This window comes from Candidatus Methylomirabilota bacterium (assembly GCA_035936835.1).
In the GTDB taxonomy this organism is placed as follows: domain Bacteria; phylum Methylomirabilota; class Methylomirabilia; order Rokubacteriales; family CSP1-6; genus AR37.
In genome coordinates, this window is record DASYVT010000031.1 from 19,197 (window position 1) to 33,125 (window position 13,929).

Genomic DNA, 13,929 nt, shown 5'->3' on the forward strand with positions numbered 1-13,929 from the left:
GGTAGCCGGCCTCTGCTAAGAGCTGCAGCGCGCGGACGAGATCATAGGCGTTGGCGGGTGGCTGCCAGTAAAACTCGAACGTGCTCGGGATGATGCTCCCGGTGACCTGGGTTAATCCCCCTCGCTCCCCCTGCCCACCCGGGGGCGTTGACAAGGCTTCGGCCCCGGAGCAACATCCTACGCACTTGTCTCGACACCCCTTGGGGAGGTAATCGTATGGCGCGTTCTGTGCCCGTCCGAAAAGCATTGGTTGCGGTGGTGGCTGTCCTGCTGGTCGCCGTTGGCGCCGCCCTCGCGGCCGACGCGCCGCGGAAAGGCGGCGTGCTTCGCGTCGGCAACCTGGGCGAGCCGCCGGCGCTCGACGCGCACTGGACCACCGCCAGTATCACCGAGACGCTGACCAACCACATCTACGAAGGGCTCTACAGCCTCGACAGCACCAATAAGCCGATCCCGATGCTCGCCGAGGGCGTGACGGTCAGCAAGGACGGCCTCGTCTACACCTTCAAGCTCCGCCAGGGCGTCAAGTTCCACAACGGCAAGGAGATGACGTCCGAGGACGTCGTCGCCTCCCTCGCCCGCTGGGGCAAGCAGTCCGTCTACGGCAAGGCTCTCTTCGCCCAGGTGGCGGACTGGAAGGCCCTGGACAAGTACGCGGTCGAGATGCGGCTCAAGGAGAAGTCGGCCATCGTGCTGATCTCGCTCGCCGTGCCGAACAACTTCGGCGCCATCTATCCGAGGGAGATCGTCGACAAGTTCCCGCCGGAGCAGAAGGTGACCGAGTACATCGGCACGGGGCCGTTCAAGCTGGCCGAGTGGAAGCCCGACCAGTACATCCGCATGGTGCGCTTCGACGACTACAAGTCCCGCAATGAGAAGCCGAACGGCTACGGCGGGGGCAAGACCGCCTACGTGGACGAGATCCGCTGGGTGCCGGTGCCCGAGGTCGCGACGCGCGTGGCCCAGGTGGAGACCGGCGAGCTCGACTTCGCCGACGACCTGAACCTCGACGCCTACGACCGGCTGAAGAATAACGCCAATGCTCGCCCCATCGTCTCCAAGCCCTACTACTGGCTCGTCGCGGTCATGAACAAGAAGGAAGGCCTGATGACGAACCAGAAGCTGCGCCAGGCCTGGCAGGCCGCCATCGACATCGAGCCCATCATGAAGAACGTGGCCGGGGGCAAGGCGGTGTTCTATCGGATGGACTCGAGTCTGGCGCCCGTTGAGATCACGGCGTGGCACACCAAGCTCACGGGACTGCCGTGGAACGAGCACAACAAGGACAAGGCGAAGCGCCTGCTCCAGGAGTCCGGCTACAAGGGCGAGCCCATCCGCTTCATGACGACGCAGGAGTACAAGTGGATGTACGACTTCGCCCTCCTGACGAAGCAACAGCTGGAGGACATCGGCTTCGTGATCGACCTGCAGGTGGTGGACTGGGCGACGCTGGTCAAGCGGCGGAACAACTCGAAGGAGTACGACGTCTTCACCACGGGCATAGGCGCCTTCTACGACCCGACGCATGCGGTCTTTCTCACGTCGAGCTGGCCCGGTTGGACCTCCGACGAGGACATCCTCAAGCTGCAGGGGGAGATGGCGCGGGAGACGGATCCCAAGAAACGTATGGCGCTCTGGGAGCAGCAGACCCGGCAGTTTTACGAGAAGGTGCCGGTCATCCGCTACGGCGACCTCTTCGGGTTGCGCGCGGTGCGGAATACGGTCAAGGACTTCAACGAGAAATCCGAGCGGATCCGCTTCTACAACGTTTGGCTGGAGAAGTAAGCCGGAGATGTGATGCGTGGGGCCCTATCTCCTGCGACGGCTGGCCGCGATCGTTCCGGTGCTCGCGGTCGTCGTCACCGTCGTCTTCCTGCTGATCCACCTGATCCCGGGTGACCCGGTCAGCGTGATGCTCGGCCCCGACGCCACGCTCAGCCAGATCGAGGCGACACGGAAGGGACTCGGGCTTGACCGTCCCATCTACGAGCAGCTCCTCGGATTTTACGCGCGGGTCCTGCGCGGCGATCTCGGCCAGTCGTACTTCCTCGACCGTCCCGTGAGCCGGGCGCTCTGGGAGCGGGCGGAGCCGACGCTGGTCCTGATGCTCTCCGCGCTGCTGGTCGCCGTCGTCATCGGCGTGCCGTCGGGAACCATCGCGGCGGCCTACCGGGGCTCGGCCTGGGACCGCGGGCTCATGCTGGTCTCGCTGCTCGGAGTCTGCATCCCCGGCTTCTGGTTGAGCCTCAACTTCATCTACTTCTTCGCCGTGCGCCTGGGCTGGCTGCCCGCCGCGGGCTACGTCTCCGTGTTCACGGACCCCGTGGGCGCGCTCCGGTACATGGTCCTGCCCGCCTTCTCGCTCGGCTTCAACCAGTCGGCGCTGATCGCGCGCATCAGCCGCTCCTGCATGCTCGAGGTGCTCCAGCAGGACTACATCAGGACCGCGCGGGCCAAGGGGCTCTCGCATGGTGTAGTGACCTGGGTCCACGCTTTCCGCAACGCGCTCGTGCCCGTCGTCACGGTCATCGGCATCACGACCGCCGTGCTGATCGGCGGCGCCGTCGTCACGGAGATCGTCTTCAACATCCCGGGGCTGGGCCGCCTCATCATCTCGGCCATCCTCCGGCGCGACTACCCGGTGGTGCAGGGGGTCGTCCTCGTCACCGCCACGGTCTACGTGCTCATCAACCTCGGCGTCGATCTCCTCTACGCGATCATCGACCCGCGGATCCGCTATGACTGAGGCGGCCGTCGACGTCCTCGGCTCTGGGGTAACGGCGGGCGCGCCGTCCACGCGGCCGCGCTGGGTCCGCCGCCTTCTGGCCAACCGCAGCGTGGTGGGCGGGGCCCTCATCCTCCTGGCCTTCGTGCTGGCGGCGCTGCTGGCGGGGGTGCTCTCGACGCACAATCCCACGCGGCTCGAGCCGGCGGCGCGGCTCCAGCCGCCGAGCGCCCGGCACTTCCTCGGCACCGACGAGTTCGGGCGCGACGTCTGGAGCCTGGTCCTGTACGGCAGCCGCATCTCGCTCCTGGTCGGCGTGACGACCATGGTGCTGACCTCGGTCGGCGGCATCGCGGTCGGCCTGGTCGCCGGCTTCTCGCGGCGCCTCGACACGGTCGTGATGCGCGTGATGGACGGGCTCATGGCCTTCCCTGCCATCTTGTTGGCCATCGCGCTCATGGCGGTGCGCGGGCCCGGCGTGTGGAACGTGATCTTCGCGCTCTCGGTCGTCTACATGCCGCGCACGGCCATGCTCATCCGGAGCACGGTGCTGTCGATCCGCGAGCTCGACTACGTCCAGGCCGCGCGCGCGCTCGGCCGGGAGGACGCGGGCATCGCGGTGCGCCACATTCTGCCCAACTGCGTCGGCCCGCTCCTCGTCCAGGGCAGCTTCATCTTCGCCTACGCGATCCTCGCCGAGGCGATCCTGGGCTTCCTCGGCGTGGGCGTGCCGCCCTACGTGCCGTCCTGGGGCAACGTGATCGCGAGCGGCAAGAACGTGATCCGCGAGGCCTTCTGGGTCAGCCTCTTCCCGGGCGTGGCGCTCACGCTGGCCGGCCTCAGCCTCAACCTCCTCGGCGACGGCCTTCGCGATCTCCTCGACCCCCGCCTGCGGGTCCAGTGAGCCCGTCCGGCCCCTCGCACGACGAAGCGCCGCTGGCGCCTCTCGAGAATGTCCCGCTCGCGCCCCACTGCACCATGGGCGTGGGCGGGCCCGCGCGCTTCTTCGTCGAGACCGCGGACGAGGCGGCGGTGCTGGCGGCCCTCCGCTGGGCGCAGGAGCGCGGAGTGGATCTCCACGTGCTCGGCGGCGGCTCCAACCTCGTTGTGGCCGATACGGGAGTGGACGGACTCGTCGTGAGGGTCGCGCTGCGCGGGGTGTCGTTGCACGAGGTGGGGGGAGGAGTGGAGGTGACGGCGGCGGCGGGCGAGCCGTGGGAGGCCCTCGTCGCCCACGCCGTGGAGCGCGGCTGGGCGGGGCTCGAGTGCTTGAGCGGCATCCCGGGGCTCGTGGGCGCGACGCCCATCCAGAACGTGGGCGCCTATGGCCAGGAGGTGTCTCAGACGGTGACCGCTCTTCGCGCCCTCGATCGCCGCACGGGCGACTTTGTGAACCTCGCGCCCGAAGATTGCGGCTTCGGCTACCGCACGAGCCGATTCAAGAGCGGCGAGCCCGACCGCTTCATCGTGCTGAGCGTGACCTACAGGCTGATCCCCGACGGCGCGCCGGCCGTGCGCTATGCCGACGTCGAGAGCGACCTCGCGCGGCGAGGCATCGCCAAGCCCTCGCTCGCCGACGTGAGGTCGAGCGTGCTCGCCATCCGCCGCTCCAAGTCCATGGTGCTCGACCCGGACGATCCCAACCGCCGGAGCTGCGGCTCGTTCTTCCTGAACCCGGTGGTGGACGGCGCGACGTTCGGGCGCGTGGAGAGCGCGGCGGGCGATCCCGCGATGCCGCGGTGGCGCGAGGCGGACGGGCGCGTCAAGCTCTCGGCGGCCTGGCTTATCGAACACGCGGGACTCCGCCGTGGAGACGGGCCGGGGCCTGTCGCCCTGTCCACACGCCACAGCCTCGCCATCGTCTGCCGCGAGGGCGCGCGGGCCTCCGACGTGGCCGGCTTCGCCCGCGAGATCCGCGCGCGGGTCGAAGAGCGCTTCGGCATCCGCCTCGTCCCCGAGCCCGTCTTCTGGGGCGCGCTCTCGCTGTAGAATGCCGGCATGAAGCCTCGGTACCGGGCCGTGCTCGTCGGCTGCGGGGCGCGTGGACAGAGCCATGCGCTTGGCCTTCTCGCGAATCCGGACCGGTTCGAGCTGGTGGCGCTCTGCGATCGAGACGCTGAGCGCCTCGGCGCGCTCGCGCACACGCTTGGCATCACGCGCGGCTACTCCGACGCCGAGGCCATGCTCGCCGCCGAGCGCCCCGACCTGCTCTGCTTCGCCACCCCGCCCGCGGTGCGGCTCGAGCTCGTCGAGCTCGGGGTGCGGCATGACGTTCGCGCGATCGCGTTCGAGAAGCCGCTGGCGCTCTCGCTGGCCGACGCCCGGCGCATTGTCGCGCTCTGCGCGGGCGGCACGAAGGCCGTCGTCTGCCATCAGCTCAAGCACGCCGGCCATTGGCGGCGGGTAAAGCAGATCGTGGAGGAGGGCGGCATCGGGGAGATCCGGTCTTTCCACGCCACTGCCCGTCCGTCGATGCTGCGGGCGGGCACCCATGTCGTCGATGCCATGCTGTGGCTCGGCGCGGGCACGCGCGCGACGTCGGTCCTCGGCCAGGCTCATGGGCGCAAGGCCTATCTCGAGGACCATCCCTGTCCTGATCACGTCGCGGGCGTCGTCGAATTCGCGAGCGGGGCCCGCGGTCTCCTCGAGATCGGTTCTCTGGCGCCACGTCACCTCGACGACGGCGGCTTCTGGGGCGACGTGGCCGTCACCGTCCGGGGCGCCGAGGGCTATGCGCGCGTGGTGCTGGGCGGCGGGTGGGAGGCGGTCACGCGGCGGTCCGGAGGCCTGGTTCAAACCGGGCCCGCCGACATCTCGCCGGGCGAGCCCGAGCACATGCGCCTTCTCGCCGACTGGCTGGACGATCCTCGGCGGGCGCATCCGTCAAATCTCGTGACGAGCTACCACGGCTTCGAGATCCTGATGGGCCTCGCGCTGTCGAGCCTCGAGCGCCGCCGCGTCGATCTGCCCATCCCGGGGACTCCGGAGGCCATCCTGGAGCGACTCAGGGATGCGCTTCCGCCCGATGTGCTTCCAGAGGACGTGCGTCCGGCCGCCCGGACTCCATCGTGATCGCGCTCCGAGCGGTCACCAAGCGCTTTGGCGGTCGCCTCGCGCTCGACGGCGTGTCGATCGAGGTGCGTGCCGGCGCCGTCCACGTGCTCCTGGGCTCGAGTGGCTCGGGCAAATCGACGGTCCTGCGGCTCATCCTCGGTCTCGTGGAGCCGGACAGGGGCGAAGTGCTGGTGGACGGGACGCCCGTCACCGAGTCCACGCGGACCGCGCTTGTGAGGCGCATGGGCTACGTGGTGCAAGACGGCGGGCTCTACCCGCATCTGACCGCGTACCAGAACGTGGCGCTACCGGCGGAAGCGCATGGCTGGCTGCCGGCGCGGACTCGCGCGCGCGCGGCCGAGCTGGGGGCGATGGTGGGACTCGACGAAGACAGCCTGCGCCTCTATCCGCGCGAGCTCAGCGGGGGACAGCGCCAGCGTGTCGGGCTCATGCGGGCGCTGGTGCTCGACCCGCCCGTGCTCCTCCTCGACGAGCCGCTCGGATCGCTCGACCCGATTGTCCGGGCGGAGCTCCAGAGCCAACTCGGCCGCCTCTTTGCGGCCCTGGGCAAGACCGTCGTGATGGTGACCCACGACATCCGCGAGGCGGCTCTCCTCAGTCGCACCATCACCCTCATGACCGAAGGACGCATCGTCCAGCAGGGGGCGTTCGCCGACTTGGTCGAGCGGCCTGCCTCGCCGTTCGTGACTCAGTTCCTGACCGCCCAAACGCTGGCTCCCGGCCAAACGCTCGCCCCCGGGGAATCGGGGGCCCGATAAAACATGCGGACGCTCGTCGCGGGTGTCGCGCTCTTCGCCTTGCTGCTGCACGGATCCGGCGTCAGCGCCGCGCAGGACGGAATCATCCGTGTCGGGTCGAAGTCCTTCACGGAAAGCTACATCCTCGCGGAGATCGCGGCACAGGTTATCGAGCAGGCTGGAGAGGCCCGGGTCGAACGGCGGCTCGGCCTCGGTGGCACCGGCATCACATACCGGGCCATCGCCTCGGGCGCGATTGACCTCTATCCCGAGTACACCGGCACGCTCGCCCGCATCATCCTGAAGGACCCGGCGCTCCGCACGCCCGAGGCGATCCGAGCGCGCCTCCGGCCATCGGGGCTGACGATGAGCGAGCCCCTCGGCTTCAACAACACGTACGCGCTCGCGGTCCGCGTCGAGCTGGCCGAGCACCTGGAGCTCCGGAGCATCGGTGACCTCGCGCGTCACCGCGAGCTCACCGCGGCGTTCAGCTCCGGTTTTCTGGAGCGCGAGGACGGCTGGCCGGGACTCAGGCGCCACTACGGCCTGTCGCTGGCTCGCGTCCGCGTGATGGAGCACGCCCTGACGTACCGGGCGCTCGCCGGCGGCGAGGTGGATGTCATGGACGTCTTCTCGACGGACGGGCAGCTCGAGCGCCTGCGACTTCGGATCCTCCGGGACGATCGGGGCTTCTTCCCGGACTACTCGGCGGTACTGCTGGCCCGCCGGGACATGGCCGAGCGTTTCCCGCGGACGTGGGTGCGGCTCCGCCAAACCTTCGAGGGATCGCTCGACGACCGGCGCATGGCGGCACTCAACGCGATGGTGGACCTGGACGGCAAGAGCATCCCCGAGGTGGCCGCCGCGTTCGCGGGCGCGGCGCAGCCGGACGCGCAGGGCAGGCCGGGCATCGTGACGGAGCTCTACGCCCTCACGCTCGACCACCTGGTCCTCGTCCTGGTCTCCCTGGCCGCCGCCATCGTCCTGGGCATGCCGATGGGCATCGCCGCGGCGCGGTTCCGGCGGATCGGTCAGGTCGAGCTTGGCGCTATCGGCATGCTGCAGACCGTCCCGGCCCTGGCGCTCCTCGTTTTCATGATCCCGCTCTTCGGGATCGGCAAAGGTCCCGCCCTCGTCGCCCTCTCCCTGTACGCGCTCCTCCCCATCGTGCGCAGCACCTACGCGGGGATGATCGGGATCGATCGCCATCTCCTGGAGATCGCCTTTGTGCTCGGGCTCGGGCGGCTGGCGCGCCTGGTTCGCATCGAGCTCCCGCTCGCCTCCATCAGCATCATGGCGGGGATCAAGACGTCCGCCGTCATGACGGTGGGCACGGCCACGCTTGCCGCGTTCATCGGCGGCGGCGGCTACGGAGCGCTGATCGTGCGGGGCTTGGCGCTGGATGATACCGCGACGATCCTGGCCGGGGCTGCGCCCGCCGCGGCGATGGCCGTGGCGTTTCACGTGGTCTTCGAGTTTCTGGACCGCCTCGCGGTCCCGCGCGGCCTCCGCCGCTAACCTCCGGAGTCGAGGAGCGCGTTGAGGCGCCGGCACGCAGCGATGACTTCGCCGTCCCTGCCCGGGAACCACGCCCGGATCCATTGCGGGCGCTCGAAGAAGGCCAGCGGAGGCCGTCCGCGGCGCCGAATACCCACCCGGAGCACGAGGCCGCTGGCATTGATGAAGCTCACGTCCTCCAGCATGCGCCCCGGCCCGGCCACGCCCACGGTGATCGGGCAGAGCTTGGCGACGGCAGCGATCGAATCCGAGACGCCGCGGAGGCAGAACACGTGGGTCCGGGGCAGAACCCCGGGCGGCAGGGTCTCGAGAACGCTTCGCAGGGTGAGACCCGAAAAGACGGTGTCGTCCACCACGGCGAGTGACTCGGAGGCATCGATGTCCGTGAGCTGGCCGGCAAGCTGGCCGGCGAGCGTGGCCGGCACGGTGCTGACGAGATGATAGTCTCCGTGCCCGTCCTCCTCTCGGGTGAGCCCGAGAGGGTGGACGCGCGGGAACCAGCCGGTCTTCGCGTGGAGCGCCTGGGCCACGCGCTCGCCGGCTCGGCCGATGCCGAGTGCAAGATCGAATGGGGCATGCCGACCCTGGGCGATGACACGCTCGACCTGCTCGGCCAGCGTGAGGACCACGACCCGCTCGCGGTCTCTTTGGAGGAGCGCGAAGAGGGAGCGGGTGAGGGCGGCGGCGGGGGAGGCGGGACCGAGACGCTCCACCACGTCGTCGCTCAGATCGTCGTGGACGTACAGCAGTCGCGGCGTGGGCTGCGCGTAGGCCCCGTGGTCCGGGTCGTCCGCGCCGCGGGACGCGTCAGCCGGCGGCATCCGACCCCGGCCCACGATAGACGTAGTCGCCTCGACAGCGCTCCATCATCGCGCGCATGTCCTGGCGCAGCTCCTCGAGCGTCGGCCGGCCGACATACCACCAGCCGTTGTAGATCCGATGAATCGTGAGATCAGGCAGGAGCGAGAAGGTGTACGGCAGGGCGATGAGACCGTGTCGGAATGTCGGCGGCGTCGTCTCGACGATGTCGAGGCGTGAGATGGCGCGTCGCTCGTGATCGCTCAGGAACGTGAAGGAGGCGCCGAGCCCGGCGCGGAACGCCGCCGAGACCTCGGGCGGGTCTGTCGAGACCACCGCGAGCTTGCAGTAGTTGACGGCGAGTTCGTCCTGGAGCTCGGTCAGGTGCCGCAACTGGCACCCGCACTTCGGTCACCAGTACCCGCGGTAGAAGCTCACGATGAGCGGGAATTCGCCCGCGAGCGCGGAGAGGCGGACCGGCTCGGCTCGATGATCGGGCAGCTCGAGATCCGGGAACTGCTTGCCGACGGCCAGATGTGGGTGCACGACGTATCCTCCTCGCTTTCGGATCCCGCCAACCTCGCGGCTAGCCCGGAGCGGCGACCGCGAGGGCGAAGTAACTCTCCGAGTCGGTGTGCCAGGTCTCGAGGCGGAGCCCGGCGTCTTCGAGCATGGCCTGCGCGGCGGCGCGGCTGAACTTGTAGGAATTCTCCGTCCAGATGCCTTCTTCCGGCGAGACGCGAATGGTCAGCCCCAGGCGGCGGAGATGCACCTCCTGCGTCGAGTCGGGGACGAGGTGCATCTCGATGCGGGCCGCGGTCTCGTTGTAGAAGGCGACGTGCCGGAAGGCCGTGGGGAGGAAGTCGGCGTCCGTGCCGCGGTTGACGACGTTGAGGATGTTCCGGTTGAACTCCCGGGTGACGCCGCTCGCATCGTTGTATGCGGCTTCGAGCACCGTGACGTCCTTGACGAGGTCGAGGCCGACGAGGAAGCGATCCTCCCGGCTGCGGAGGAGCGCGCGCACCTGGGCGAGCAGCCGCTGCCTGCCGGGAGGGTCGAGGTTGCCGATCGTGCTGCCGAGAAAGAGCACGAGCCGGCGGCCGACCGGGGAGGGCACGTGCTCCAGGTGCCGCTCGAAGTCACCCACGAGAGCGCGCACGTCGAGGAACGGGTAGTCGGCAATGAGGCGGGCCGCGCTGGCTTGCACGGTCAGCTCGTCGACGTCGATCGGAACGTAGCGAAGGCGGTCCCGCAGGCCGTTCCGGGCATCGAGGAGCCGGCGGGTCTTCACCGCCGATCCCGGGCCGAGCTCTACGATGTCCTGGGGCTCCAGCTCGCGCATGAGCTCTGGCGCGAGCGTCTCGAGGAGCGCCGCTTCCTTCCGCGTCAGGTAGTACTCGGGAAGCTCGGTGATGCCCTCGAACAGCTTGGATCCGATGGCGTCGTAGAAGTACTTCGGGGGCAGGGTCTTGGGGCTTGCCGTGAGCCCGCGGCGCACGTCTTCCTCGAGCCTTGTGCGCCTGTCGGTTTCGTCCGTATACGCGTACGCGCGATAGCGCATGGTCGTCGTTTCGAGGCACGGGGCATCGGCCACCCCAGCCGCGGCCCTCCGAGGGTAATCCGCCTCGGGCCAACCCGCAAGTCTTGCTTGAGATGTCCGAATGGGCCCGGCGCTTTCGGTCGCCGTGGAGCCCATCCCGACGTACACTTCCTGACAGTGCTCGCTAGGACCATGGGGAGGGTTCTACATGGCTGAGACGATGGGGGAGCGGCTCGCTAACGTATGGGCGCGCACGGACCGGATCTTCGAGATCCTCGCGCCCGGGGCCTTCCTCGCGCAGCCGATCGCGCTGCGCCACCCGTTCATCTTCTATGTCGGGCACCTCCCCGCCTTCGCCTGGAACCACGTGTGCGTGGGTGTCCTCGCGCGGCCCTCCTTCAACGCGGCATTCGATGAGATCTTCTCCCGCGGCATCGATCCCGATGTGGACGATCCGGGTCACTGCCACGCTCACCCGGGAATCCCGGATCGCTGGCCGACCGTGGCCGAGGTGCTCGCCTATCGTGATCGCGTCCGGGCCTCGGTGCTCGAATCCGTGGACGCGGTGACCGAGCGGGCGGGGACGCATCTCATGGCCCGGGATGGGCGCGTCTTCTCGATGGTGATCGAGCACGAGCTCATGCACCAGGAGACGCTTCTCTACATGCTCCAGGAGCTTGCCCTCGACCGGAAGGTCCGTCCCGCCTGGCTCCCGCGCGAGGTGACGGGCCGCGGCCGACGCCCGGCCACGGTGCAGGTGCCCCCGGGGACGGCGACGCTCGGCGCGGCGCTCACCGACCTGGCATTCGGCTGGGACAATGAGTTCCCTCCGGCTCAAGTCTTCGTGCCGGGCTTCCGCATCGGTGAGACGCCGGTGACGAACGGCCAGTTTCTCGCCTTCGTGGACGATGGAGGATACCGGCGGCGCGAGCTCTGGGCTGCCGATGACTGGGGGTGGAGCCGTGAGGAGACGCTCTCTCATCCGCGGGTGTGGACGAACCAGGACGGGCGGTGGCTCTACCGCGGACTCTTCGATCTCCTCCCGCTCGAGCGCGTGATGGATTGGCCCGTGTACGTCAGCCTGGCCGAGGCGCGGGCGTATGCGCGATGGCGGGGTCTGCGGCTGCCCACGGAGGCGGAGTTCCACCGGGCGGCCTTCGGCGATCCACTGGGACCCGAGCGCTCCTTTCCCTGGGGAGCAGGCGCTCCCGGCGAGCGACACGGCAACTTCGACTTTCGCCACTGGGCGCCGACGCCAGTGGGCACGTACCCCGAGGGAGCGAGCGCGTGGGGTGTCTACGACCTCGTGGGCAATGGGTGGGAATGGACCGAGACGCCGTTCGCGGGCTTCCCGGGTTTCGAGGCGTGGATCCCGGGCTATCCTGGCTACTCAGCCGATTTCTTCGACGGCAAGCACTTTGTCCTCAAGGGCGGTTCGTGGGCGACCGCCGCGGAGCTCGTACGCCGGAGCTTCCGCAACTGGTTCCAGGCGCACTATTCGTACGTCTTCGCCACGTTTCGCTGTGTCGCCGGCGCGGAGGTTCGCGCCCGCTAGCGGGCACCGCCCGTCGCGACGGCGGCGAGGAAGGCGCGGATGCGGCGCGCGTTGACACCCAGGTCGCTCCGCCCCACGCGCGAAGCCGAGCGCACGTCAATGCGGCTGCCGTTCGGCGCGGGCCTCACGCGCACGACGATGTCGTCGGTGAAGCCGAACCAGCGCGTGGTGTCGCTCGCCTCGAGCCGCCCTTCGGCGGGCACGGCCGTGACGATACGCCAGCCCATGGCGCGGGCGGCGGCTTCGACTCGGGCGAACGCCTGCTCGGGCGGCAGCGGCAGGACGAGCGGCGCCAGATCGGGATAGCCCCGCTTCTGCTGGGCGGCGACGGCGGCGCCGCCATACGCCGCCCCGTTCTCCGACGTCGCGCGCTGCGGTTGGAGCGCGACGAATGGCGGCGGGTTGTTGGTGTCCGTCGTGATGTCGTGGATGAGCGGGGCCGCGGCCCCCGCGCGCACCATGCCCAGCAGCGGTGCCGCGGCTGCCAGGGCCACGAGCAGCGCCAGAGCCGAGCCAGCGAGGCTGCGCCACACGCGAGCGGTGAGAGCGAGCGCGATGGCCCAGACGGCGAGAACGGCGGCCGCGAGGCCCCCAAGCGCCGCCACCGCGAAGACACCGAGCGCCCAAGGCGTGCCCAGGAAGCCCAGGCGATGGCTGGGGCCCGACAGCGCGACGCACAATGCCGAGAGGACTGCGAGAGCGAGCGCCGCTATGGTGAGGCTCGCGGCCCGCCGCGCCCTCCGCTCCCGCCGCTCTCCGCTTCGTTCGGCCATGGCCGAGCCCTCCCTCCCGTAGGCCAGAGCATACCGCGGCTTGACAGCCCGCGGAGGCCGCGGCTAGAGTCGCCTGACCATGGCGACGATGACGGCGCGGCTCGCGTGCGGTCTGCTCCTGCTGCTTGACTCGGGCTGCGCTGCGACGCCCAAGGGCTACACCGAGCGCGATCTCCAGGCGCGCTGCGACAACACCGGCGGGCGCTGGCATGCGGCCGTCGCGCGCGAAGGGTTCTGCGAGTACCAGTCGCCGGGAATGATCTGATTTCGCCCGCCGCGACCCGACCATGACCGCTCCCTCCGCCGTGCCGCCCGCCGTGCCACCCGCCGTGCCGCCCGCCGTTCCGACTGTCCAGCTCGACAACGGCGCGGTCCGCGTCACCGAGTGGCGCTTCGCCCCCGGCGCCACGACCGGCCACCATCGCCACGAGTACCCGTACGTCGTCGTGCCAATGACATCGGGACGGCTCGCCATCACGGGCGCCGACGGGGTCTCGACGTCGGAGCTGGTCACGGGACAGGCCTACGCGCGCCCCGCCGGCGCCGAGCACGACGTCAAGAACGCCAACAGCTTCGAGTTCGTCTTCGTCGAGATCGAGATCCTCGGGTGAGCCTGGGTCTGCTGCGGCGCCGGAGCATCGCCGCGCTCCTGCGCCGCGAGCTCGTCACGGAGGAGGACGCGGCCACCTCCGCGCTGATGGCGCGGGTGCGCGAAGCGCGGCGGCGAGGCTTCATCTCTCGCGGCGAGTTCCTCGCCATGTGCCGGTGGAAGAGCCCGCGGGCGTTGCGCCACTACCAGCGAAATGCCGCCGGGCGCGTCCGCGAGGCTTCGCGCCTCGCGCTGGCGGCTCGGAGCGAGCGGAGGCGGATGGAGCACCTGCTGGCGCTCGACGGCGTCAGCGTCCCCGTCGCCTCGGCCATCCTGACGCTCCTCGACCCGCGGCGCTACGGCGTGCTCGACATCCGCGCGTGGCAGATGCTGTACGCGATGCACGGCGTGGACGCCAACCCGGCCGGCCGCGGCTTCACGGTCGGGCAGTGGCTCCGCTACCTCGAGACCCTCCGCTCGCACGCGCGGCGCCTGCGCGCGTCGGCCCGCGCGATCGAGTACACGCTCTTCCTCTGCCACCGGAAGCGCCAGCGGGGACGCCTCTACGATCCGCCACGGAAGCGGCGGTGACGGGCCGCGTCCGGCTGTCCCAGATCCT

The 13,929-nt window shown here is 69.7% G+C and carries 15 protein-coding genes and 1 pseudogene; 11 read left to right on the plus strand and 5 right to left on the minus strand.

Annotation, left to right across the window (positions count from 1 at the left end):
* Window positions 1–216 precede the first annotated feature (216 nt).
* From VGV06_02855 to VGV06_02885, 7 genes are read left to right on the plus strand one after another with little or no spacing between them, the layout of a single operon-like run.
* Window positions 217–1,785, plus strand: coding sequence for an ABC transporter substrate-binding protein (locus VGV06_02855; GenBank protein HEV2054095.1), 1,569 nt, complete (start codon window positions 217–219; stop codon window positions 1,783–1,785).
* A gap of 16 nt (window positions 1,786–1,801) precedes the next feature.
* The gene (locus VGV06_02860) at window positions 1,802–2,746 is read left to right on the plus strand and encodes an ABC transporter permease (GenBank protein ID HEV2054096.1); all 945 of its coding nucleotides are present in this window, start codon (window positions 1,802–1,804) and stop codon (window positions 2,744–2,746) included.
* A complete protein-coding gene (locus VGV06_02865; protein ID HEV2054097.1) occupies window positions 2,739–3,629 on the plus strand; it encodes an ABC transporter permease in 891 nt (296 codons plus the stop codon). Before VGV06_02860 ends, VGV06_02865 begins: the two co-directional genes overlap by 8 nt.
* A complete protein-coding gene (locus VGV06_02870) occupies window positions 3,626–4,714 on the plus strand; it encodes a UDP-N-acetylmuramate dehydrogenase (GenBank protein HEV2054098.1) in 1,089 nt (362 codons plus the stop codon). The genes VGV06_02865 and VGV06_02870 overlap by 4 nt, the downstream gene beginning before the upstream one ends.
* A gap of 9 nt (window positions 4,715–4,723) precedes the next feature.
* The gene (locus VGV06_02875; protein HEV2054099.1) at window positions 4,724–5,797 is read left to right on the plus strand and encodes a Gfo/Idh/MocA family oxidoreductase; all 1,074 of its coding nucleotides are present in this window, start codon (window positions 4,724–4,726) and stop codon (window positions 5,795–5,797) included.
* On the plus strand, window positions 5,794–6,558 hold the full coding sequence (locus VGV06_02880; GenBank protein HEV2054100.1) for an ATP-binding cassette domain-containing protein: 765 nt from the start codon (window positions 5,794–5,796) through the stop codon (window positions 6,556–6,558). Before VGV06_02875 ends, VGV06_02880 begins: the two co-directional genes overlap by 4 nt.
* Before the next feature lie 3 nt (window positions 6,559–6,561).
* Window positions 6,562–8,055 (plus strand): glycine betaine ABC transporter substrate-binding protein, encoded by a 1,494-nt coding sequence (locus VGV06_02885; protein HEV2054101.1) that lies wholly within the window; start codon window positions 6,562–6,564, stop codon window positions 8,053–8,055.
* Here VGV06_02885 and VGV06_02890 read toward each other — a convergent pair.
* The 4 genes and pseudogenes from VGV06_02890 to egtD all read right to left on the minus strand — a co-directional run bounded on the left by VGV06_02890 (window position 8,052) and on the right by egtD (window position 10,447).
* Window positions 8,052–8,891, minus strand: a complete 840-nt coding sequence (locus tag VGV06_02890; protein HEV2054102.1) for a hypothetical protein — start codon at window positions 8,889–8,891, stop codon at window positions 8,052–8,054. The genes VGV06_02885 and VGV06_02890 overlap by 4 nt on opposite strands.
* Window positions 8,863–9,252 (minus strand): annotated as a pseudogene (locus tag VGV06_02895) (redoxin domain-containing protein). The gene VGV06_02890 and the pseudogene VGV06_02895 overlap by 29 nt, the downstream one beginning before the upstream one ends.
* Window positions 9,253–9,264: 12 nt before the next feature.
* Window positions 9,265–9,399 carry a hypothetical protein gene (locus VGV06_02900; protein ID HEV2054103.1) on the minus strand — a complete coding sequence of 45 codons (135 nt, stop codon included), beginning with the start codon at window positions 9,397–9,399 and terminating at the stop codon, window positions 9,265–9,267.
* Between the two features lie 40 nt (window positions 9,400–9,439).
* Entirely contained in the window at window positions 9,440–10,447 is a 1,008-nt protein-coding gene (gene egtD, locus VGV06_02905; protein ID HEV2054104.1) for an L-histidine N(alpha)-methyltransferase, read from the minus strand.
* Between the two features lie 154 nt (window positions 10,448–10,601).
* On the opposite strand from egtD, the gene VGV06_02910 reads away from it, so the two are divergent.
* Entirely contained in the window at window positions 10,602–11,948 is a 1,347-nt protein-coding gene (locus tag VGV06_02910) for an SUMF1/EgtB/PvdO family nonheme iron enzyme (GenBank protein ID HEV2054105.1), read from the plus strand.
* On the opposite strand, the gene VGV06_02915 is transcribed toward VGV06_02910, so the two are convergent.
* Window positions 11,945–12,721: a DUF1499 domain-containing protein gene (locus VGV06_02915; protein HEV2054106.1), complete on the minus strand. Its 777-nt coding sequence runs from the start codon at window positions 12,719–12,721 to the stop codon at window positions 11,945–11,947. The genes VGV06_02910 and VGV06_02915 overlap by 4 nt on opposite strands.
* Before the next feature lie 79 nt (window positions 12,722–12,800).
* Between VGV06_02915 and VGV06_02920 the strand changes: the two genes are divergently transcribed.
* The 3 genes from VGV06_02920 to VGV06_02930 are packed head-to-tail and all read left to right on the plus strand — an operon-like array spanning window position 12,801 to window position 13,901.
* A complete protein-coding gene (locus tag VGV06_02920) occupies window positions 12,801–12,986 on the plus strand; it encodes a hypothetical protein (protein ID HEV2054107.1) in 186 nt (61 codons plus the stop codon).
* A gap of 22 nt (window positions 12,987–13,008) precedes the next feature.
* On the plus strand, window positions 13,009–13,332 hold the full coding sequence (locus tag VGV06_02925; protein HEV2054108.1) for a cupin domain-containing protein: 324 nt from the start codon (window positions 13,009–13,011) through the stop codon (window positions 13,330–13,332).
* Entirely contained in the window at window positions 13,329–13,901 is a 573-nt protein-coding gene (locus VGV06_02930) for a hypothetical protein (protein ID HEV2054109.1), read from the plus strand. The genes VGV06_02925 and VGV06_02930 overlap by 4 nt, the downstream gene beginning before the upstream one ends.
* Window positions 13,902–13,929 lie beyond the last annotated feature (28 nt).